Genomic DNA, 20,057 nt, shown 5'->3' with positions numbered 1-20,057 from the left:
GCATGAACTCCGCACAGGTCGACGCCTATCTCCGCCGCCTCGGGGTCGCGCGCCCGGCGCGGCCCACCGCCGCAGCACTGCGCGAACTGCATCTCGCGCATCTACGCACCGTGCCCTTCGAGAACCTGTCGGTGCACCTCGGAGAGGAGATCGTGCTGGAGGAGGGGCGGCTCGTGGACAAACTGGTGGCTGAGCGGCGGGGCGGGTTCTGTTACGAACTGAACGGGGCCTTCGGGGCGTTGCTCACCGTGCTGGGCTTCGACGTCGACCTGCTCGCGGGGCGGGTGTTCGGGGACGAGGGCCGCCTGGGGATCCCGTACGACCATCTGGCGCTGCGGGTGCGGACGGCGGACGGCGGTGCATGGATCGCCGACGTCGGGTTCGGGGCGCACAGCCACCATCCGCTGGCGCTCGGGGAACGGGGCGAGCAGCCGGACCCCGGCGGCGTCTTCCGGATCCGGGCGGCCGGGCCGGAGGAGGCCGCCGACCTGGACGTCGTGCGGGACGGCAAGCCCCAGTACCGTCTGGAGACGCGGCCCCGGGCGCTCGGTGACTTCGCCGCCGGAGCCTGGTGGCACAGCACCTCGCCGCGGTCGCACTTCACACGGTCCCTGGTGTGCTCACGGATCACGCGGGACGGAGGGCGGATCACGCTGAGCGGCCGCAGCCTCACGGTGACGTCCGCGGACGGGGCACGTGAGGTGCGCCGGCTGACCACGGACGAGGAAGTGCTCGGGGTGTACCGGGAGAGGTTCGGAATCGAGTTGACGCGCGTGCCGGCCCCGCGGAAGTTCGGGCGGTCCGGATAAAAGGGCTACCCGTGCGTAGTTCCAGCGGAACCGCTTGTTTCCTGTGAGCTGGACACATGTTGCATCGAATGCCTCACTGATGGTCGAATGCGTCTTCGTCAACGGATCAACGAAGCATGCCAAGTCGCACAGGGGTGTCGTGATGATGGGCCGCTTGCTGGGAAGCCGGACCAACCGGACGCCGTGGACGGGTCCCCTCGCGTCGCTCCGGACGCCGCCCAGCGCCGGGGTGCTGAGCTGCCGGGTGCTCGATCCGGTCAATTCCCCTGTGCCGCAGGCCGAGTTCACGGTCAGCGACGCCATGGGGCGGGTGGTCGTCTCCGGCGGGACGGATCCGTACGGATCCTTCGTGACGACGGTCCCGGCGGGCGAATACCGGCTCGCGGTCTCGGCCGAGGGATACGCGCCCTACCGGGCGACCGTCACGGTCGGAGAGAGCTCGCTGACCTCGCTCGGCGATGTGATCATGCCGATCGCTCAGCCGCCGGAGCTGCCGACGCCGGGTGACTGGGAGATCGACCCGACCCATTCCTCGATCGCGTTCATCGCCCGGCACATCGGACTGGCCCGGGTCCACGGGCGGTTCAACACGTTCGCCGGGGTGGTGCGGATCGCCGATCCGATGGAGCGGTCCGCCATGCACGTGGTGATCGACGCGTCCTCCATCGACACCAACGTCCGGATGCGCGACGACCACCTGCGCTCGGCGGACTTCCTCGACGTCGGCAACTTCCCGGTCCTCGAGTTCTACAGCGACCGCTTCGTGCACAAGGGCGGCACCAAGTGGGCCGTCACCGGAGCCCTGTCGCTGCACGGGGTGACGCGCACGGTGACGCTCGACGTGGACTACCTGGGACTCGGCAACGGCATGGAGGGCGAGGCGCGGGCGGCCTGCCGGGCCGTCACCGAGCTGCACCGCGACGACTTCACCGTCAGCTGGCAGTCGATGCTCGCCCGGGGCATCGCGGTGGTCGGCCCCACCATCGCGATCGAGCTCGACGTGCAGGTGGTGCCCAAGTCCTGAGCAGACCCGCGGACAATGGCCCGGTGAGCGACGTGAGACATGTGCTGGTGCTGCCCGACCGCGATGCCGCCGAGGAGGCGGCGGAGGCACTCGTGGAGCGGTTCGGGGTGACGGAGGAGCCGCGGCCGGTGCGGGACGCCCTGGCCGGTGAGGACGACGCCGAGGACGCGCAGTGGCTCCTCGTCCTGCGGGATGAGGAGGAGCGGCTGGACGCGGAGGAACTCGACGCGCTGGCCGGCGAGTGGGACGGCTGGCGCGAGGAACCCTAGGGGGCCCGCGGGGCCGGCCCCGGGCCGTTGTCGGTGGTGCGTGGGATGCTTGTCGCGATGGCCAGGAAGACTGCGAACGACGAACCTCTCGCCCCGGTGACGCTTGCCGTGGGCCAGGAGGACCTCCTGCTCGACCGTGCCGTGCAGGAGGTGGTGGCCGCCGCGAGGGCCGCCGACGCCGACACGGACGTACGGGACCTGACCCCCGACCAGTTGCAGCCCGGCACGCTCGCCGAGCTGACCAGCCCGTCGCTCTTCGCGGAGCGCAAGGTGGTGGTCGTGCGCAACGCCCAGGACCTGTCGGCCGACACGGTCAAGGACGTGAAGGCGTATCTCGGGTCGCCCGCGGAGGAGATCACCCTCGTGCTGCTGCACGCGGGCGGCGCGAAGGGCAAGGGGCTGCTCGACGCCGCGCGCAAGGCGGGGGCGCGGGAGGTGGCGTGCCCGAAGATGACCAAGCCGGCGGACCGGCTGGCGTTCGTACGGGGCGAGTTCCGGGCGACCGGGCGGTCGGCCACGCCCGAGGCGTGCCAGGCGCTGGTGGACGCGATCGGCAGTGACCTGCGGGAACTGGCGTCGGCGGTGTCCCAGCTGGTCGCCGACGTCGAGGGGACCATCGACGAGGCCGTCGTCGGGCGGTACTACACCGGGCGGGCCGAGGCCTCCAGCTTCACGGTCGCGGACCGGGCGGTCGAGGGGCGGACGGCAGAGGCCCTGGAGGCGCTCAGATGGTCGCTGGCCACCGGAGTCGCCCCGGTGCTCATCACCAGCGCGCTGGCGCAGGGCGTGCGGGCGATCGGGAAGCTGTCGTCGGCACGGGGCGGCCGCCCTGCCGATCTCGCGCGGGAGCTGGGCATGCCGCCCTGGAAGATCGACCGGGTGCGCCAGCAGATGCGGGGCTGGACACCGGACAGGGTGGCGGTCGCCCTGCGGGCGGTGGCTGAGGCGGACGCGGGGGTGAAGGGCGGGGGAGACGACCCGGAGTACGCCCTGGAGAAGGCGGTCGTCACCATCGCCCGTGCGGCCCGTTCCCGGGGACGCGCATAACCGCCCAGCCGCCAGCCGCCAGCCGCCAGCCGCCAGCCGCCAGCCGCCCAGCCGGACAAGCCGAAGGCCCCACCGCGCACCCTGGGGAAGGGTGAAGCGGTGGGGCCTTCGCTTCGAGCTGTCGGATCCGCGCCCGCGTGGCGAACGCAGGCCGCGCGCGGACCCCGGGGTGCCGGTCGGGAGCGGATGAGAGAGGGCCCGCTCTGGGTCCTTCCGGCGGTCAGATCAAAGAACTGGTTCAGCCCTTGAGGGACGTGACCTTGGCGGCCAGCGCCGACTTCTTGTTGGCGGCCTGGTTCTTGTGGATGACGCCCTTCGAGACGGCCTTGTCGAGCTGACGCGCGGCAGCGCGCTGGTACTCGGTGGCCTTCTCGACGTCACCCGCGGCAGCGGCCTCGCGGGCCTTGCGGATCGCGGTCTTCAGGGAGGACTTGACGGCCTTGTTGCGCAGCCGGGCCTTCTCGTTGGTCTTGATCCGCTTGATCTGGGACTTGATGTTCGCCACGAATGAGCCTTTTCAGGTTCTGGCACAGGGCCGCGAAGGTCCCGTGCCGGTGATTTCTTGGGTCGTGCCTCGCGCAGAGAGGGCATGAGACACAGCCACCCAGCCTACCAGTGGCCCATCGAGTGGCCCAAACCGGTCGCAGGTCCCCGCCCGTGGGACCATGGAGACTACGTATCGATCCGACCCGAGGCATAAGGCGCCTCAAGAGACAGGACCCTGCGTGCCCGCGACCCCTAACCATGTGCCCGAGCCGAGCCGTACCGACCCGGCTCTGATCCGCAACTTCTGCATCATCGCGCACATCGACCACGGCAAGTCCACGCTCGCCGACCGGATGCTCCAGCTGACCGGTGTGGTCGAGCAGCGGCAGATGCGTGCTCAGTACCTCGACCGGATGGACATCGAGCGTGAGCGCGGTATCACGATCAAGTCCCAGGCGGTGCGTCTGCCGTGGGCTCCCACCCACGACCCAGGCAACACGCACATCCTCAACATGATCGACACCCCGGGGCACGTCGACTTCACCTACGAGGTCTCGCGGTCGCTCGCCGCCTGCGAGGGGACCATCCTCCTCGTGGACGCCGCCCAGGGCATCGAGGCGCAGACCCTCGCCAACCTGTACCTGGCGATGGAGAACGACCTCACCATCATCCCGGTGCTCAACAAGATCGACCTGCCGGCCGCACAGCCGGAGAAGTTCGCCGAGGAGCTCGCCAACCTGGTCGGCTGCGACCCCGACGACGTGCTCAAGGTCTCCGCCAAGACCGGACTCGGCGTGGAGGCGCTGCTCGACAAGGTCGTGGCCGAGATCCCCCCGCCGGTCGGCGTCAAGGACGCGCCCGCGCGCGCCATGATCTTCGACTCGGTCTACGACTCCTACCGGGGCGTCGTGACCTACGTCCGTGTCATCGACGGCCAGCTCAACAAGCGCGAGCGCATCAGGATGATGTCCACCGGCGCCACGCACGAGCTGCTGGAGATCGGCACCAACTCGCCCGAGATGCTCCCCGCCGACGGCCTCGGCGTCGGTGAGGTGGGCTATCTGATCACCGGTGTGAAGGACGTCCGCCAGTCCAAGGTCGGTGACACCGTCACCAGCCAGAGCAAGGGCGCCACCGAGCCCCTCGGCGGGTACAAGGACCCCAAGCCGATGGTCTTCTCCGGCCTGTATCCGCTGGACGGCTCCGACTACCCCGAGCTGCGCGAGGCCCTCGACAAGCTCCAGCTCAACGACGCCGCGCTGGTCTACGAGCCGGAGACCTCCGCCGCGCTCGGCTTCGGTTTCCGCGTCGGCTTCCTGGGCCTGCTGCACCTGGACGTGATCCGCGAGCGCCTCGAGCGCGAGTTCGGGCTCGACCTCATCGCCACCGCGCCCAACGTGGTCTACCGCGTCCTCATGGAGGACGGCAGCGAGTACACCGTCACCAACCCGAGCGAGTTCCCCGAGGGGAAGATCAGCGAGGTCTACGAGCCCGTCGTACGGGCCACGATCCTGGCGCCCACCGAGTTCATCGGGTCGATCATGGAGCTGTGCCAGACCCGGCGCGGCACCCTGCTCGGCATGGACTACCTCTCCGAGGACCGGGTCGAGATCCGCTACACGCTCCCGCTCGCCGAGATCGTCTTCGACTTCTTCGACCAGCTGAAGTCCAAGACCCGCGGCTACGCCTCCCTGGACTACGAGCCCACCGGCGAGCAGACCTCCCAGCTCGTGAAGGTCGACATCCTGCTGCACGGCGACAAGGTGGACGCCTTCTCCGCGATCACCCACCGGGACCAGGCGTACGCGTACGGCGTGCGACTCGTGGCCAAGCTGAAGGAACTGATCCCGCGGCAGGCCTTCGAGGTCCCCGTCCAGGCCGCCATCGGCTCCCGGGTCATCGCCCGCGAGACCATCCGCGCCATCCGCAAGGACGTCCTCGCCAAGTGCTATGGCGGTGACATCTCCCGCAAGCGGAAGCTGCTGGAGAAGCAGAAGGAAGGCAAGAAGCGGATGAAGATGGTGGGTTCCGTGGAGGTTCCGCAGGAGGCCTTCATCGCGGTCCTCTCCAGCGATGACAGCGCGGGATCGGGCAAGGGCAAGAAGTAACCGCCGGTAGCGCCGAGTGGCGTCGGCAAAACAGGTGCAACAGGGGCTCGTCGTACGAAAGCGCGGCGGGCCCCTACGCGCGCGTAGTGTCGCTGTGTGTACGAAGTGACAGGCCGCAGCCCCTTACGCGTCGGCCCGTAGCGCTTTACTCTGATCCCTGCTCGATAGTTACTCACGAGTTAAACAAGTGGCCGAACCGCCGTTCGTGAGTCAACCCAGCCGCAACTGACAGCCGCGCCGTCGCGGGCCCCGGAGGATGTCGTGAGCGACACACAGACACTGATCGAGAACCGTCCGCCGTCCGTCGCGGCCCTCTTCCTGGAACGCGTCGACGCCACACCGGACGCCGAGGCGTACCGCCACCCCGTACCGGCCGCCTCCGGTCAGGGCCCCGACGACTGGAAGTCGCTGAGCTGGGCGCAGGCGGCCGAGCGCGTCCACGCGATCGCGGCCGGTCTCATCGAACTGGGTGTGCAGCCCGAGCAGCGGGTGGCGCTCGCCTCCTCCACCCGTATCGAGTGGATCCTCGCCGACCTCGGCATCATGTGCGCGGGTGCCGCCACCACCACCGTGTACCCGCAGACCAACGCCGACGAGTCGGCCTTCATCCTCTCCGACTCCGAGAGCCGGGTGCTCATCGCGGAGAACGCCGACCAGCTCGCCAAGGCGGTGGAGAAGCGCGCCGAGCTGCCCGAGCTGCACCACGTGGTCGTCATCGACCCGGCGGGCGTCGAGACCGGCGACTGGGTGCTCACCCTCGCCGAGCTCGAGGAGCGCGGCGCCGCGTACCTGGAGAAGCACCCGGAGCTGATCAAGGAGCGGGTCGGTGCGATCACCAAGGACCAGCTCGCGACGCTGATCTACACCTCCGGCACCACCGGCCGCCCCAAGGGCGTCCGCCTCCCGCACGACAACTGGTCGTACATGGCGAAGGCGATCGCCGCGACCGGGCTGCTCGGCCCCGAGGACGTGCAGTACCTGTGGCTGCCGCTCGCTCACGTCTTCGGCAAGGTGCTGACCTCCGGGCAGATCGAGGTCGGGCACGTCACCGCCGTCGACGGCCGTGTCGACAAGATCATCGAGCAGCTGCCGGTGGTGCAGCCGACCTACATGGCGGCCGTCCCGCGGATCTTCGAGAAGGTGTACAACGGGGTCGCCGCCAAGGCCCGCGCCGGCGGACCGGCCAAGTACAAGATCTTCCAGTGGGCCGCCGAGGTCGCCCGCGAGTACGCCAAGGTCTCGCAGGACAACTTCCGCCGCACCGGCACCCACTCCGTGCCCTTCGGTCTCGGCGCCAAGCACAAGGTCGCCGACGCGCTCGTCTTCGCCAAGATCCGCGAGGCCTTCGGCGGCCGGCTGCGGGCCTGTGTCTCGGGCAGCGCGGCCCTCGCCCCCGAGATCGGCTACTTCTTCGCCGGCGCCGGCATCCACATCCTGGAGGGCTACGGCCTCACGGAGTCCTCCGCGGCCTCCTTCGTCAACCCCGGCGAGGCCTACCGCACCGGCACGGTCGGCAAGCCGTTGCCCGGCACGGAGGTGCGCATCGCGGACGACGGGGAGATCCTGCTGCGCGGCCCGGGCATCATGGAGGGCTACCACGGGCTGCCCGAGAAGACCGCCGAGGTCCTGGAGTCGGACGGCTGGTTCCACACCGGTGACATCGGCGAGCTGTCGCCCGACGGCTATCTGCGCATCACCGACCGCAAGAAGGACCTGATCAAAACCTCGGGTGGCAAGTACATCGCGCCGGCCGAGGTCGAGGGCCAGTTCAAGGCCGTGTGCCCGTACGTCTCCAACATCCTGGTGCACGGCGCCGACCGGAACTTCTGCACCGCCCTCATCGCCCTCGACGAGCCCTCGATCCTCGACTGGGCGAAGGAGAACGGGCTGGAGGGCAGGTCGTACGCCGAGATCGTCGCCGCCCCGGCCACCGTCGAGATGGTCGACGGCTACGTCCAGCAGCTCAACTCCGGCCTCCAGCGCTGGCAGACCATCAAGAAGTTCCGGCTCCTGCCGCGCGACCTCGACGTCGAGCACGGTGAGATCACCCCCAGCCTGAAGCTGAAGCGGCCGGTGGTGGAGCGGGAGTACAAGCACCTCATCGACGAGATGTACGCGGGCTCGCGAGAGGCGTGAGCCCATGGGGGCGGCCGGAACCCGGGGGCGGGCTCCGGCCCGCCCCGCCCGCGCTCATGGTGACGGTGCCTCATCCGGTCCGCTCTCAACGGCGGGAGCCGCACCTTCGGGGTCAAGCAGCGCGCAGACGACCGTGAGCAGCCGGTCGACGTCCACCGGTTTCGGTACGTAGTCGTTGGCGCCGCGCGCGATGGACTTCTCCCGGTCGCCCGGCATGGCCTTCGCGGTGAGGGCGACGATGGGCAGGCCGGCCCAGCGCGGGGCGCGGCGGATGGCGGAGATCGTCTCGTAGCCGTCCATCTCCGGCATCATGATGTCCATCAGGACCAGTTCGACGTCCGGGTGGCGTTCCAGGGTCTCGATGCCCTCGCGCCCGTTCTCCGCGTACAGCACGGGCATGCCGACACGGCCCAGGACGTGGGTGAGGGCGAAGACGTTGCGGATGTCGTCGTCGACGATCAGCACCCGCCGGCCGGGCAGCACCTGGCCCGCGCGGCCCGTCTGCCACGCCTCCAGCTTGGTGGGCGCGGGCCAGGAGTCGTCGGCGGCGAGCGGCTCCGCCGAAAGCTGCTCCGGAAGCGGGACGTCCGCCCCCGGGCCGGTCGCCGGGTGCCCCGGGCTGACGACGGGGACGTACAGCGTGAAGGTGGAGCCCCTGCCGGGTTCGCTCTCCGCGACGATCCGGCCGCCGAGCAGGCCCGCGATCTCCCGGCTGATGGACAGTCCCAGTCCGGTGCCGCCGTACTTGCGGTTCGTCGTGCCGTCGGCCTGCTGGAACGCCTCGAAGATCACCGGGAGTTTCTCGGGCGCGATCCCGATGCCGGTGTCGTTGACGGCGAACGCGATCACCTCGCCGCCGTCGCGGACTCCCCCACTCTCGACTTCGCTCGAGCGGGGGGACCCCCATCGCTGTTCCGGGTCCTGGACCCGGTTCACCCGCAGCTCGACCCGGCCCGTCGCGGTGAACTTGATCGCGTTGGACAGGAGGTTGCGCAGGATCTGCTGCAGGCGCTGCTCGTCGGAGTACATCTCCCGCGGGACGTTCTCGCCGACCGTGACCTCGAACGCGAGCCCCCGGTCGATGGTGAGCGGGCGGAAGGTGGCGTGGACGTAGTCCAGCAGCTTGATCAGCGGCAGCCGCTTCGGGCGGACGTCCATGCGGCCCGCCTCGATCTTCGAAAGGTCCAGGATGTCGTTGATCAGCTGCAGCAGGTCGGAGCCGGAGCGGTGGATCGTCGTCGCGAACTGGACCTCCTGGTCGGAGAGATGGCCGTCCGGGTTGTCGGACAGCAGCCGGGCCAGGATCAGCAGCGAGTTCAGCGGGGTGCGCAGCTCGTGCGACATGTTCGCCAGGAACTCCGACTTGTACTGGGACGAGGTCGCGAGCAGGGCGGCCTTCTCCTCCAGTTCCGCGTTGGAACGCCGCAACTCCGCCTGCTGCTTCTGCAGTTCGTCCGAGCGTTCCTGCAACTGCATCGCGAGGCGCTGGGACTCGCCGAGCAGGGACTCGGTGCGGGAGTTGGCGATGATCGTGTTGATGGCCACGCCGATGGTGTTCACGAACTGGTCGAAGAACGCCAGGTGCACGTCGGAGAAGCGGGAGAAGGAGGCGAGTTCGACCACTCCGAGGAGCTTGTCCTCGAACAGGATCGGAATGATCACGATGGTGGTGGGGGCCGCCTCGCCAAGACCGCTGTTGATCTTGATGTAGTCCGGCGGGGCCCCCTCCACCAGGATCCGCTGCTTCTCCCGGGCCGCCTGGCGGACCAGCCCGTGCACCGGGAGGCCGCCGGTCTCGACGGTCGCGCCCTCCGCCGCCCCGTACCCGGCGATGAACGCCAGCCCCTTGGCGGGGACGGCGCTGCGCACCGCCGGGTCCTCCTCCGGGTTGGCCAGGTAGAACGCCCCGTACTGGGCGTTCACCAGCGGTGTCAGCTCCCGCAGGATCAGGTCGGCGACCTCCATCAGGTCCCGGTGGCCCTGCATCAGGGCGGCCAGCCGGGCCAGGTTGGACTCCAGCCAGTCCTTGGCCCGGGTGGTCTCGCGCAGGTTGGCCACCATCAGGTTGATGTTGTCCTTCAGCTCGGCGACCTCGCCGCGCGCCTCCACCGTGATCGAGCGGGACATGTCGCCCTGGGCCACCGCGGAGGCGACCTCGGCGATGGCACGGACCTGGGTGGTCAGGTTCAGGGCGAGCTCGTTGACATTGGTCGTCAGGCGCTTCCAGGTGCCGTACACGCCCTCCACCCGGGCCTGGCCGCCGAGCCGGCCGTCACTGCCGACCTCCCGGGCCACCCGCGTCACCTCGGAGGAGAACGAGGACAGCGTGTCGACCATGGTGTTGATGGCGGTCTTCAGCTCCAGGATCTCACCGCGGGCGTCCACGTCGATCTTCTTCGACAGGTCGCCGTTGGCGACGGCCGTGGTGACCTGCGCGATGTTGCGGACCTGCGAAGTGAGGTTGTCCGCCATGTAGTTGACGTTGTCCGTCAGGTCACGCCAGACCCCGAGGACGCCCAGCACCTGGGCCCGGCCGCCCAGCCGGCCGTCGGTGCCGACCTCACGGGCCACCCGGGTCACCTCGTCGGCGAAGGCGCGCAGCTGCTCCACCATCGTGTTGACGGTGTCCTTGAGCTCGAGGATCTCGCCGCGCGCGTCGACGGTGATCTTCTTCGACAGGTCGCCGTTGGCGACGGCCGTGGTCACCTGGGCGATGTTGCGGACCTGCGAAGTGAGGTTGAGCGCCATGAAGTTGACGTTGTCGGTGAGGTCCTTCCAGACGCCGGAGACGCCCCGCACCTGCGCCTGACCACCGAGGTTGCCCTCGGTGCCGACCTCGCGGGCCACGCGCGTGACCTCGTCGGCGAACGCGGAGAGCTGGTCGACCATGGTGTTGATCGTGGACTTCAGCTCCAGGATCTCGCCCTTCGCCTCCACCGTGATCTTCTTCCCGAGGTCGCCCTGTGCCACGGCGGTCGAGACCAGCGCGATGTTGCGGACCTGCGAGGTGAGGTTGTCCGCCATGAAGTTGACGTTCTCCGTCAGGTCCTTCCACACCCCGGACACCCCGCGCACCTGCGCCCGCCCGCCCAGGTTGCCCTCCGTGCCGACCTCGCGGGCCACCCGGGTGACCTCGTCGGCGAACGCGGAGAGCTGGTCGACCATGGTGTTGATCGTGGACTTCAGCTCCAGGATCTCGCCCTGCGCGTCCACCGTGATCTTCTGGCTCAGGTCGCCGTTGGCGACGGCCGTGGTCACCTGGGCGATGTTGCGGACCTGCGAGGTCAGGTTCGAGGCCATGAAGTTGACGTTGTCGGTGAGGTCCTTCCACACCCCGGACACCCCGCGCACCTGCGCCCGCCCGCCGAGCCGGCCCTCGGTGCCGACCTCGCGGGCCACCCGGGTGACCTCGTCGGCGAACGCGGAGAGCTGGTCCACCATCGTGTTCACGGTGAGCTTCAGCTCCAGCAGCTCACCGGTCGCCTCCACCGTCACCGTACGGGTCAGATCGCCGCGCGCCACCGCCGTGGTCACCAGGGCGATGTCCCGGACCTGCGCGGTCAGCCGGGCCGCCATCGTGTTGACCGCCTGCGTCACGTCCCGCCAACTGCCCGAGAGACCCCGCACGTTGGCCCGTCCGCCGAGCCGCCCCTCGGTGCCCACCTCGCGCGCCACCCGGGTCACCTCGCCGGTGAACAGGGAGAGCTGGTCGACCATCGTGTTCACCGCCCGGCCGAGCCGCCGCAGATCGCCGCGCAACTGGCGGCTGCCGTCGTGCAGGTCGACCCGCTGGGTCAGGTCACCGCCGGCCACCGCGTCCAGCACGCGCGCGGCATTGGCCGCCGGGGCCACCAGGGCGTCCAGGATCTGGTTCACGTCGCCGACCCGGGACGTCCAGGCGCCCTGCCCGGGGCTCGCCGAGACCCGCTCGTCGAGCCGCCCGTGCCGCACCAGCTCCCGCTTCACCCGCTGCACCTCCGAGTTGAAGTGCACACTGCGGTCCATGATCTGGTTGAAGACCGCGGTGAGTTCGGCGACCACACCGTGCCCGGCCTCCGGGACCTTCGTGAAGTCGCCGTCCCGGGCGGCGGTCATCGCGGCCAGCAGCGGGCGAAGATCGGATGGGCGGACTTGTTCCGACTTCTGTCCGTCTTCGAGCACACGCGTGGCGTTGTTCTCACTCATGGCGGCCCACTTCGGTAACTCGGCGCTTATGGGCGCAGTCAGTCTGTCACCCTGTCGGCAGTGACCGAGACGCATTCGTCTGAAGTTCGTCCGATCTGCTCGGGGAGTCGGCCATGGGCGCCATACCGACGCAACGGGAGACCGTGTCCCGTGCCTCTGATGTGCCTGCGCACAGGAACGCGGCGGAGCGCGCGGCCGTGCGCGCGACCCTTCCCTCAAGCCCCCTCGCGGCCGGATCCGCCCGCGCACTGCTGCGCGCGGCGCTCGCCGAGTGGACCGGCCTCGGGCTCGCGCCCTCGCCACAGCTCGCCGACGACGCCGTGGTGGTCGTCAGCGAACTCGTCACCAACGCCGTCGTCCACGCGGGCACCGACGTCGAACTGATCTGCCGCCTGGAGGAGAGCGGCGCGCTCGTCATCGAGGCCTGCGACCACCACCCCTCCCGCGCCCTCCGCCAGGACGGCACCGAAACGCCGTACGGGACACCCGAGTACGGGCGCGGCCTGCGCCTGGTCGCCACGCTCGCCGAGGCCTGGGGCGTCACCTACCGCACCGGCGCCAAGACGGTCTGGGCACGCCTGCCCGCCGAGGGCAGCCCGGGCGCGGAGGAGCCCGAGGCCTACGCCGGGGAACGCGGACTGGAGGTCGCCGAGATCCTCGCCCCCGAGCCCCGGCGGCCCGAACGCGACCGGGAATGGCTCGGCCGCGGCGCCCTGTCCTTCCTCGCCGAGGCCTCCGACCTGCTCGCCGGACAGCTCGACGAGAACCTCGTCGCCGCGCTCGCCGGACAGCTGATCGTGCCCCGGCTCGCCGACTGGTGCGCGGTGTGGCTGGAGGACGAGTCGACGGTACGCGGCGGCTGGGCCGACGGGACCGGGGCGGCCGGGCCGCGCCTCGCCCGGGTCTGGCACGGCAGCGAGAACCGCATCGAGGAGCTGCGCCGGGCCCTGGAGAAGGACCCGCCGTGCCCCCGGGACGGCGCGCTGTCCGGCCCCGAGCCCTACCCCTGGCCCGGCGAGGCCCTCGGCCCGCACGGCACGGACGGCTCCGCGCTGGCGTACCGGCTGGTCGCGGGCGGCCGCCCGCTGGGCACGCTGGTGATCGGGCGGTGCGGGGAGCCGTACTTCCCCGACGAGATCACCGGCCTGGTCGAGGACCTCAGCCGCCGGGTGGCGCTGGCCATCGGCGCGGCCCGCCAGTACGCCCGCCAGGCCACCATCAGCGCCGTCCTCCAGCGTGGTCTGCTGCCCGGCGCGGTCGCCGAGATCCCCGGTGTGAGCAGCGCACTCGTCTACGAACCCTGCGACAAGGGCGGCCCCAGCGGGGACTTCTACGACCTGTTCCCGGCGGGCGACGGCCGCTTCTGCTTCGCGGTCGGCGACGTGCAGGGCAAGGGACCGGAGGCCGCGGTGGTGATCGGCCTGGCCCGCCCCTGGCTGCGTCTCCTCGCCCGCGAGGGCTACCGCGTCGCCGACGTCCTCGACCGTCTCAACCAGCTCCTCCTCGACGACGCCACCGAGGCCGCCGACGCAGCCGCCCGCGCCCTGGTCGCCGCCGGCGGCCGCCCGGTCGCCCCCGGGGAAGGCCCGCAGACCCGTTTCCTCTCCCTGCTCTACGGTGAGCTCGCCCCCTTCGACGGCGGCGTCCGCTGCACCCTCGCCTCCGCCGGGCACCCCCTTCCGCTGCTCCTCGGGCCCGACGGCGGGGTCCGAACCGTCGCGAGGCCGCAGACGCTCCTCGGGGTCATCGAGGACGAGACGTACACCAGCGAGACCTTCGAGCTGACTTCCGGCGACACGCTGCTGTGCGTCACGGACGGGGTCACCGAGCGGCGCTCCGGCTCCCGCCAGTTCGACGACGGCGACGGGCTCGCCGTGGCCCTCGCCGGATGCGCGGGGCTGAGCGCCGAACGGACAGCGGAACGCATCCGCCGGCTGGTGCACGAGTTCGGCGGCGGGCAGCCGGAGGACGACCTGGCGCTGCTGGTGCTGCGGGCGGAGTGACCGGAGTGACCGCAGTGACCCGTGGCGGTGCGGGACAATGGGGGACATGCCTTCCGCACTCCCCGACGGCGAGCCCGTACCCGCCGACGGCGCACTGCCCGCGTCCGCGCTCGCCGGGGCCACCGACCGCCCCCTCGGGTTCTATCTGCACGTCCCGTACTGCGCGACCCGCTGCGGCTACTGCGACTTCAACACCTACACCGCCACCGAGCTGCGCGGCACCGGCGGTGTGCTCGCTTCCCGCGACAACTACGCGGACACCCTGACCGACGAGATCCGCCTGGCCCGCAAGGTGCTCGGCGACGACCCGCGCGAGGTCCGCACCGTGTTCGTCGGCGGCGGTACGCCGACGCTGCTGGCCGCCGACGACCTCGTACGGATGCTGGCCGCGATCCGCGACGAGTTCGGCCTCGCGCCCGACGCGGAGATCACGACCGAGGCGAACCCGGAGTCGGTGGACCCGGCGTACCTGGCGCGGCTGCGGGAGGGCGGCTTCAACCGGGTCTCCTTCGGCATGCAGAGCGCGCGGCAGCACGTGCTGAAGGTGCTGGACCGCACCCACACCCCGGGCCGCCCGGAGGCCTGCGTCGCGGAGGCCCGCGCGGCGGGCTTCGAGCACGTCAACCTCGACCTGATCTACGGCACGCCGGGGGAGTCGGACGACGACTGGCGGGCGTCGCTGGACGCGGCGCTGGGGGCCGGTCCGGACCACGTCTCCGCGTACGCCCTGATCGTCGAGGAGGGCACGCAGCTCGCCCGCCGCATCCGGCGGGGCGAGGTGCCGATGACCGACGACGACGTGCACGCGGACCGGTACCTGATCGCGGAGGAGCGGCTGACGGCGGCGGGCTATGACTGGTACGAGGTGTCGAACTGGGCCACCTCCGAGTCGGCCCGCTGCCTGCACAACGAGCTGTACTGGCGGGGCGCCGACTGGTGGGGCGCGGGACCGGGGGCGCACTCGCACGTGGGGGGCGTCCGCTGGTGGAACGTGAAGCACCCGGGGGCGTACGCGGCGGCGCTGGCGTCGGGGCGGTCGCCGGGTGCGGGGCGCGAGCTGCTGTCGGACGAGGACCGGCGGGTGGAGCGCATCCTGCTGGAGCTGAGGCTGCGGGAGGGGGTGCCGCTGGCGCTGCTGAAGGAGGAGGGGCTGGCGGCTTCTCGGCGGGCGCTGGGGGAGGGGCTGCTGGAGGCGGGACCGTACGAGGAGGGGCGGGCGGTGCTCACCCTGCGGGGGCGGCTGCTGGCGGACGCGGTGGTGCGGGACCTGGTGGACTGATCACTCCGGCGAGTGAATCCCCTCGGAACGCCGGTTCGGTCCCTAACCTGGTTCGTAGGCTGCCGCCGTAATTGCACGGTGGCGGAAACCGGAGGACTGCGGAGATGACCGCTGTGGAAGACCGACCGATGACCACCGGAATCGTGACGTTCTTCGAGAACTTTGAGTTTCCCGAGGAATTCAAGGTCGAGCTCCTCCGGGGGGAAATCGTGATGATGGCGGGGCCGGACGTAGCCCACAACGACATCGTGGAAGCGGTTGTCGACCAGATCCCCCGTCGGGACTGGCGACGGCTCCAGACTCAGGACATCGCCATCCTTGAAGAGACGAGCCAGCCGCAGCCCGACCTCGTGGTGCTTGAACGAGGTGTCGGGCCGGGGCAAGGAAGGCTGATGCCGTCCGAAGTCATCACGATGCTCGTGGAGGTCGTCTCCAAGACGAGCGTGGGTCGTGATTACGGAGTCAAGCGCTCGATCTACGCGGCGGCAAAGGTGCCAGCCTACTTGATCATCGATCCTGTCATGGCCCAGTGCGTACTGCTCACCGAGCCGACAGGGTACGGGGAGAGCGCGGATTACCGTAGGCAACGCATCACGAAGTTCGGCGATCTCACACCGCTGGAGCCCATCGGCGTCGATCTGGACACCAGTGAATTCGTCCCGTATGAGAACGTCAGGCCCCACCGCTACCCGTGACGAAGTCGATCAGCTCCTCCACCCTCCCCAGCAACTCCGGCTGCAGGTCCTTGTAGGACGTCACCCGCTTCAGGATCGCCTGCCACACCGCCCCGGTGTTCTCCGACGGCCAGCCCAGCGCCCGGCACACGCCGGTCTTCCAGTCCTGACCGTGCGGAACCCGGGGCCACGCCTCGATGCCGAGGGAGGACGGCTTCACGGCCTCCCAGATGTCGATGTACGGGTGGCCCACGACCAACGCGTGCTCGCTCGTCACCGACTCGGCGATCCGCCACTCCTTCGTGCCCGGCACCAGATGGTCCACCAGCACCCCCAGACGGGCGTCCGGCCCCGGCCCGAACTCCTCCACGATCGCCGGCAGGTCGTCCACACCCTCCAGGTACTCCACGACCACGCCCTCGATGCGCAGGTCGTCGCCCCACACCTTCTCGACCAGTTCCGCGTCGTGCCGGCCCTCGACGTAGATGCGCCCGGCGCGGGCCACACGCGCGCGTGCGCCGGGAACGGCGACCGAACCGGAGGCCGTACGGGTGGGACGTACCGGCGCCGAGGACGACGGCCGCACCAGCGTGACCACCCTGCCCTCCAGCAGGAACCCGCCCGGCTCCAGCGGGAACACCCGGTGCTTGCCGAAGCGGTCCTCCAGGGTCACCGTGCCCGCCTCGCAGCGGATCACCGCGCCGCAGAACCCGGTGCCGGGCTCCTCCACCACTAGGCCGGGCTCCGCCGGGACCTCGGGTACGGGCTTGGGCTTCTTCCAGGGAGGGGTCAGATCGGCGGAGTACACACGAGGGCGCGGGCCCGAAGGGCCCTCGTTGGAAGGGCGGTGGCGGGAGACGGGTGGGCGCATTCCGATGACGATAGGAGAACCCGTACCGCCATCAGGGCGACACGCCGAAACGCGCTGCCAGCTCGTCGCGCTGCCGCCGTACGAACGCGGCGTCCACCACCGCTCCGTGACCGGGCACGTACAGCGCGTCCGCGCCGCCGAGGTCGAGGAGCCGGTCGAGGGCGGCGGGCCAGTGGGACGGCACGGCGTCGGGGCCGGCCTGCGGTTCGCCGGACTCCTCGACCAGGTCGCCGCAGAAGACCACCTCCGGATCCCCGGGGACCAGCACGGCCAGGTCGTGGGCGGTGTGCCCCGGGCCCACGTTGGCCAGCAGCGCCTGCCGGCCGCCGCCCAGGTCGAGGGTCCACTCGCCGGACACCAGGTGGCGGGGGACGGGAAGCGCGTCCACCGCCTGTTCCGCCTCCGCCTCCGGAAGGCCGCCCCGCACGGCGTCCAGGCGCAGTTCCTCCCGCTCGTACGCGAACACCGCGTCCAACCCCACCGCCGCGTACATCTCCGCGCCCGCGAAGGCCGCCGCGCCGAACACGTGGTCGAAGTGGGGGTGGGTGAGCGCGAGATGAGTCACACGGCGGCCGGCCAGCTCCTGCGCCTGCGCGCGCAGCCGTGCGCCCTCGGCGAGACTCGACCCGGAGTCCACCACGAGCGCCGTACCCTCGCCGAGGACCAGTCCCACCGTGCAGTCCCAGCGGGGCAGCCGGCACCGCCCGACCCCGGCGGCCACCCGCTCCCAACCCAGCTCTTCCCAAGTCACCGTCATACCGCGACGCTAACGGGGACGGCCGTACCCGGGCACGGCGGCGCGGACCGGCCTTGCCCGGGGTGTACCCCACGGCCGTACACTGGGCCGGGGTGCTGGCACTCGCGAGCGCAGAGTGCCAGACAAAGGGCCCGAAGGCCGCAGGGGACGATTTTCTGGAGGTGTGCGCGGTGCTGAGTGAACGCAGGCTTCAGGTGCTGCGTGCCATCGTCCAGGACTACGTCGGCACCGAGGAGCCCGTCGGCTCCAAGGCGCTCACCGAGCGGCACAACCTCGGGGTCTCGCCGGCCACCGTCCGCAACGACATGTCGGCCCTGGAGGACGAGGGGTACATCGCGCAACCGCACACCAGCGCGGGGCGCATCCCCACCGACAAGGGCTACCGGCTCTTCGTCGACAAGCTCGCGGGCGTCAAGCCGATGACCGCCCCCGAGCGGCGGGCGATCCAGAACTTCCTCGACGGCGCCGTCGACCTCGACGACGTCGTGGCCCGCACGGTGCGGCTGCTCGCGCAGCTCACCCGGCAGGTCGCGGTCGTGCAGTACCCCTCGCTGACCCGCTCGACCGTGCGGCACGTGGAGCTGCTCTCGCTCGCCCCGGCGCGCCTGATGCTCGTGCTCATCACGGACACCGGCCGGGTCGAGCAGCGGATGGTCGACTGCCCGGCGCCCTTCGGGGAGACGTCGCTGGCGGACCTGCGCGCACGGCTCAACAGCCGGGTCGCGGGCCGCCGGTTCACCGACGTGCCGCGGCTGGTGGAAGACCTCCCCGAGGGCTTCGACACGGAAGACCGGGGTACGGTCTCGACAGTGCTCTCCACTCTGCTGGAGACGCTGGTCGAGGAGAACGAAGAGCGGCTGATGATCGGCGGTACCGCCAATCTCACCCGCTTCGGACATGACTTTCCCCTCACCATCCGGCCGGTGCTCGAGGCGCTGGAGGAGCAGGTCGTGCTGCTCAAGCTCCTCGGCGAGGCGAAGGATTCGGGCGTGACCGTGCGCATCGGCCACGAGAACGCCCACGAGGGACTCAACTCCACGTCCGTGGTGTCGGTCGGTTACGGTTCGGGCGGCGAGGCAGTCGCCAAGCTCGGCGTGGTCGGACCGACCCGCATGGACTATCCGGGAACGATGGGAGCGGTACGAGCGGTGGCACGGTACGTCGGACAGATCCTGGCGGAGTCGTAGGTGGCCACGGACTACTACGCCGTTCTCGGCGTGCGCCGCGACGCGTCGCAGGAAGAGATCAAGAAGGCCTTCCGGCGGCTCGCGCGCGAGCTGCACCCGGACGTGAACCCGGATCCGAAGACCCAGGAGCGGTTCAAGGAGATCAACGCCGCCTACGAGGTGTTGTCGGACCCGCAGAAGAAGCAGGTCTACGACCTCGGCGGCGACCCGCTCTCGCAGTCCGGCGGCGCCGGCGCGGGCGGCTTCGGGGCCGGTGGCTTCGGCAACTTCTCCGACATCATGGACGCCTTCTTCGGTACGGCGTCCCAGCGCGGCCCGCGCTCGCGCACCCGGCGCGGTCAGGACGCGATGATCCGGATCGAGGTGGAGCTGGACGAGGCGGCCTTCGGCACGACCAAGGACATCCAGGTCGACACGGCGGTCGTCTGCAACACCTGCAACGGTGAGGGCGCCGCGCCCGGCACGACCGCCCAGACCTGCGACATGTGCCGCGGCCGCGGTGAGGTCTCCCAGGTCACCCGGTCCTTCCTGGGCCAGGTCATGACCTCCCGGCCCTGCCCGCAGTGCCAGGGCTTCGGCACCGTCGTGCCGACCCCGTGCCCCGAGTGCGCCGGCGACGGCCGGGTCCGCTCGCGCCGCACCCTGACGGTGAAGATCCCGGCCGGTGTCGACAACGGCACCCGCATCCAGCTCGCGGGCGAGGGCGAGGTCGGCCCCGGTGGCGGTCCCGCCGGTGACCTGTACGTCGAGATCCACGAGCTGCCGCACTCCACCTTCCAGCGGCGCGGTGACGACCTGCACTGCACGGTCACCATCCCGATGACCGCGGCGGCCCTCGGCACCAAGGTGCCGCTGGAGACGCTGGACGGCATGGAGGAGGTCGACATCCGCCCGGGCACCCAGTCCGGCCAGTCGATCCCGCTGCACAACCGGGGTGTCACCCACCTGCGCGGCGGCGGCCGCGGCGACCTCATCGTCCACGTCGAGGTCCAGACCCCGACCAAGCTCGACCCCGAGCAGGAACGGCTGCTGCGCGAGCTGGCCAAACTCCGCGGCGAGGAACGCCCCCAGGGGCAGTTCCAGCCGGGGCAGCAGGGGCTGTTCTCGCGGTTGAAGGATGCGTTCAACGGGCGGTGACGCCTGGTGTCAGGGTCCCTGACCGCTGACCATTCCCCTGGCATATGCCAGGGGAAGCCCGGTTTCGGACTTGTTCGGAGGACGT

General features: G+C 70.5%; 15 protein-coding genes. 11 read left to right on the top strand and 4 right to left on the bottom strand.

Annotated elements, in window-relative coordinates; all coding sequences use genetic code 11:
- The first annotated feature begins 2 nt into the window (after positions 1 to 2).
- The 4 genes from ACFYZQ_RS04260 (at position 3) to holA (ending at position 3,149) form a co-directional block, all read left to right on the top strand.
- Positions 3 to 809, top strand: a complete 807-nt coding sequence (locus tag ACFYZQ_RS04260) for an arylamine N-acetyltransferase (protein WP_389141392.1) — start codon at positions 3 to 5, stop codon at positions 807 to 809.
- Positions 810 to 951: 142 nt separating this feature from the next.
- Entirely contained in the window at positions 952 to 1,833 is an 882-nt protein-coding gene (locus tag ACFYZQ_RS04255; protein WP_389141390.1) for a YceI family protein, read from the top strand.
- A 23-nt stretch (positions 1,834 to 1,856) separates the two neighbouring features.
- Entirely contained in the window at positions 1,857 to 2,102 is a 246-nt protein-coding gene (locus ACFYZQ_RS04250; protein ID WP_389141388.1) for a hypothetical protein, read from the top strand.
- 57 nt (positions 2,103 to 2,159) lie between these two features.
- The gene (gene holA / locus ACFYZQ_RS04245; RefSeq protein WP_389141386.1) at positions 2,160 to 3,149 is read left to right on the top strand and encodes a DNA polymerase III subunit delta; all 990 of its coding nucleotides are present in this window, start codon (positions 2,160 to 2,162) and stop codon (positions 3,147 to 3,149) included.
- Between the two features lie 238 nt (positions 3,150 to 3,387).
- Here holA and rpsT read toward each other — a convergent pair whose 3' ends face one another.
- Positions 3,388 to 3,654, bottom strand: coding sequence for a 30S ribosomal protein S20 (rpsT, locus tag ACFYZQ_RS04240; RefSeq protein WP_196462792.1), 267 nt, complete (start codon positions 3,652 to 3,654; stop codon positions 3,388 to 3,390).
- 220 nt (positions 3,655 to 3,874) lie between these two features.
- On the opposite strand from rpsT, the gene lepA reads away from it, so the two are divergent.
- Positions 3,875 to 5,743 carry a translation elongation factor 4 gene (gene lepA / locus ACFYZQ_RS04235; protein ID WP_389141384.1) on the top strand — a complete coding sequence of 623 codons (1,869 nt, stop codon included), beginning with the start codon at positions 3,875 to 3,877 and terminating at the stop codon, positions 5,741 to 5,743.
- 261 nt (positions 5,744 to 6,004) lie between these two features.
- Positions 6,005 to 7,879, top strand: a complete 1,875-nt coding sequence (locus ACFYZQ_RS04230; protein WP_389141382.1) for an AMP-dependent synthetase/ligase — start codon at positions 6,005 to 6,007, stop codon at positions 7,877 to 7,879.
- Between the two features lie 54 nt (positions 7,880 to 7,933).
- On the opposite strand, the gene ACFYZQ_RS04225 is transcribed toward ACFYZQ_RS04230, so the two are convergent.
- The gene (locus tag ACFYZQ_RS04225; RefSeq protein WP_389141380.1) at positions 7,934 to 12,064 is read right to left on the bottom strand and encodes a HAMP domain-containing protein; all 4,131 of its coding nucleotides are present in this window, start codon (positions 12,062 to 12,064) and stop codon (positions 7,934 to 7,936) included.
- Between the two features lie 113 nt (positions 12,065 to 12,177).
- Here ACFYZQ_RS04225 and ACFYZQ_RS04220 point away from each other — a divergent pair, with 113 nt between their 5' ends.
- From ACFYZQ_RS04220 to ACFYZQ_RS04210, 3 genes are all read left to right on the top strand, one after another.
- Complete coding sequence (locus ACFYZQ_RS04220) at positions 12,178 to 14,067, top strand: SpoIIE family protein phosphatase (protein ID WP_389141378.1); 1,890 nt, start codon at positions 12,178 to 12,180, stop codon at positions 14,065 to 14,067.
- 46 nt (positions 14,068 to 14,113) lie between these two features.
- On the top strand, positions 14,114 to 15,346 hold the full coding sequence (gene hemW, locus ACFYZQ_RS04215; protein ID WP_389141376.1) for a radical SAM family heme chaperone HemW: 1,233 nt from the start codon (positions 14,114 to 14,116) through the stop codon (positions 15,344 to 15,346).
- A 104-nt stretch (positions 15,347 to 15,450) separates the two neighbouring features.
- Positions 15,451 to 16,041, top strand: coding sequence for a Uma2 family endonuclease (locus ACFYZQ_RS04210; RefSeq protein ID WP_389141374.1), 591 nt, complete (start codon positions 15,451 to 15,453; stop codon positions 16,039 to 16,041).
- Here the strand turns inward: ACFYZQ_RS04210 and ACFYZQ_RS04205 are convergent.
- Together ACFYZQ_RS04205 and ACFYZQ_RS04200 are read right to left on the bottom strand one after the other, a co-directional pair.
- Positions 16,019 to 16,891, bottom strand: coding sequence for a DUF3097 domain-containing protein (locus tag ACFYZQ_RS04205; protein WP_389141372.1), 873 nt, complete (start codon positions 16,889 to 16,891; stop codon positions 16,019 to 16,021). The two genes, ACFYZQ_RS04210 and ACFYZQ_RS04205, sit on opposite strands and share 23 nt — an antisense overlap.
- Positions 16,892 to 16,922: 31 nt before the next feature.
- A complete protein-coding gene (locus ACFYZQ_RS04200; RefSeq protein ID WP_389141370.1) occupies positions 16,923 to 17,648 on the bottom strand; it encodes an MBL fold metallo-hydrolase in 726 nt (241 codons plus the stop codon).
- A gap of 170 nt (positions 17,649 to 17,818) precedes the next feature.
- Here ACFYZQ_RS04200 and hrcA point away from each other — a divergent pair, with 170 nt between their 5' ends.
- Together hrcA and dnaJ are read left to right on the top strand one after the other, a co-directional pair.
- The gene (gene hrcA / locus ACFYZQ_RS04195; RefSeq protein ID WP_388787246.1) at positions 17,819 to 18,835 is read left to right on the top strand and encodes a heat-inducible transcriptional repressor HrcA; all 1,017 of its coding nucleotides are present in this window, start codon (positions 17,819 to 17,821) and stop codon (positions 18,833 to 18,835) included.
- Positions 18,836 to 19,972 carry a molecular chaperone DnaJ gene (gene dnaJ / locus ACFYZQ_RS04190; RefSeq protein ID WP_389141368.1) on the top strand — a complete coding sequence of 379 codons (1,137 nt, stop codon included), beginning with the start codon at positions 18,836 to 18,838 and terminating at the stop codon, positions 19,970 to 19,972.
- Positions 19,973 to 20,057 lie beyond the last annotated feature (85 nt).

This window comes from Streptomyces sp. NPDC001843 (assembly GCF_042891955.1).
Lineage (GTDB): Bacteria > Actinomycetota > Actinomycetes > Streptomycetales > Streptomycetaceae > Streptomyces.
This window is presented reverse-complemented; position numbering and strand designations above follow the sequence as displayed.

Bases quoted from the DNA above. Each gene is read 5' to 3' on its own strand.
- hemW (WP_389141376.1), top strand. From the start codon at position 14,114: ATGCCTTCCGCACTCCCCGACGGCGAGCCCGTACCCGCCGACGGCGCA.
- ACFYZQ_RS04220 (WP_389141378.1), top strand. From the start codon at position 12,178: ATGGGCGCCATACCGACGCAACGGGAGACCGTGTCCCGTGCCTCTGAT.
- ACFYZQ_RS04210 (WP_389141374.1), top strand. From the start codon at position 15,451: ATGACCGCTGTGGAAGACCGACCGATGACCACCGGAATCGTGACGTTC.
- ACFYZQ_RS04255 (WP_389141390.1), top strand. From the start codon at position 952: ATGATGGGCCGCTTGCTGGGAAGCCGGACCAACCGGACGCCGTGGACG.
- ACFYZQ_RS04200 (WP_389141370.1), bottom strand. From the start codon at position 17,648: ATGACGGTGACTTGGGAAGAGCTGGGTTGGGAGCGGGTGGCCGCCGGG.
- ACFYZQ_RS04260 (WP_389141392.1), top strand. From the start codon at position 3: ATGAACTCCGCACAGGTCGACGCCTATCTCCGCCGCCTCGGGGTCGCG.
- ACFYZQ_RS04205 (WP_389141372.1), bottom strand. From the start codon at position 16,891: ATGCGCCCACCCGTCTCCCGCCACCGCCCTTCCAACGAGGGCCCTTCG.
- ACFYZQ_RS04225 (WP_389141380.1), bottom strand. From the start codon at position 12,064: ATGAGTGAGAACAACGCCACGCGTGTGCTCGAAGACGGACAGAAGTCG.
- holA (WP_389141386.1), top strand. From the start codon at position 2,160: ATGGCCAGGAAGACTGCGAACGACGAACCTCTCGCCCCGGTGACGCTT.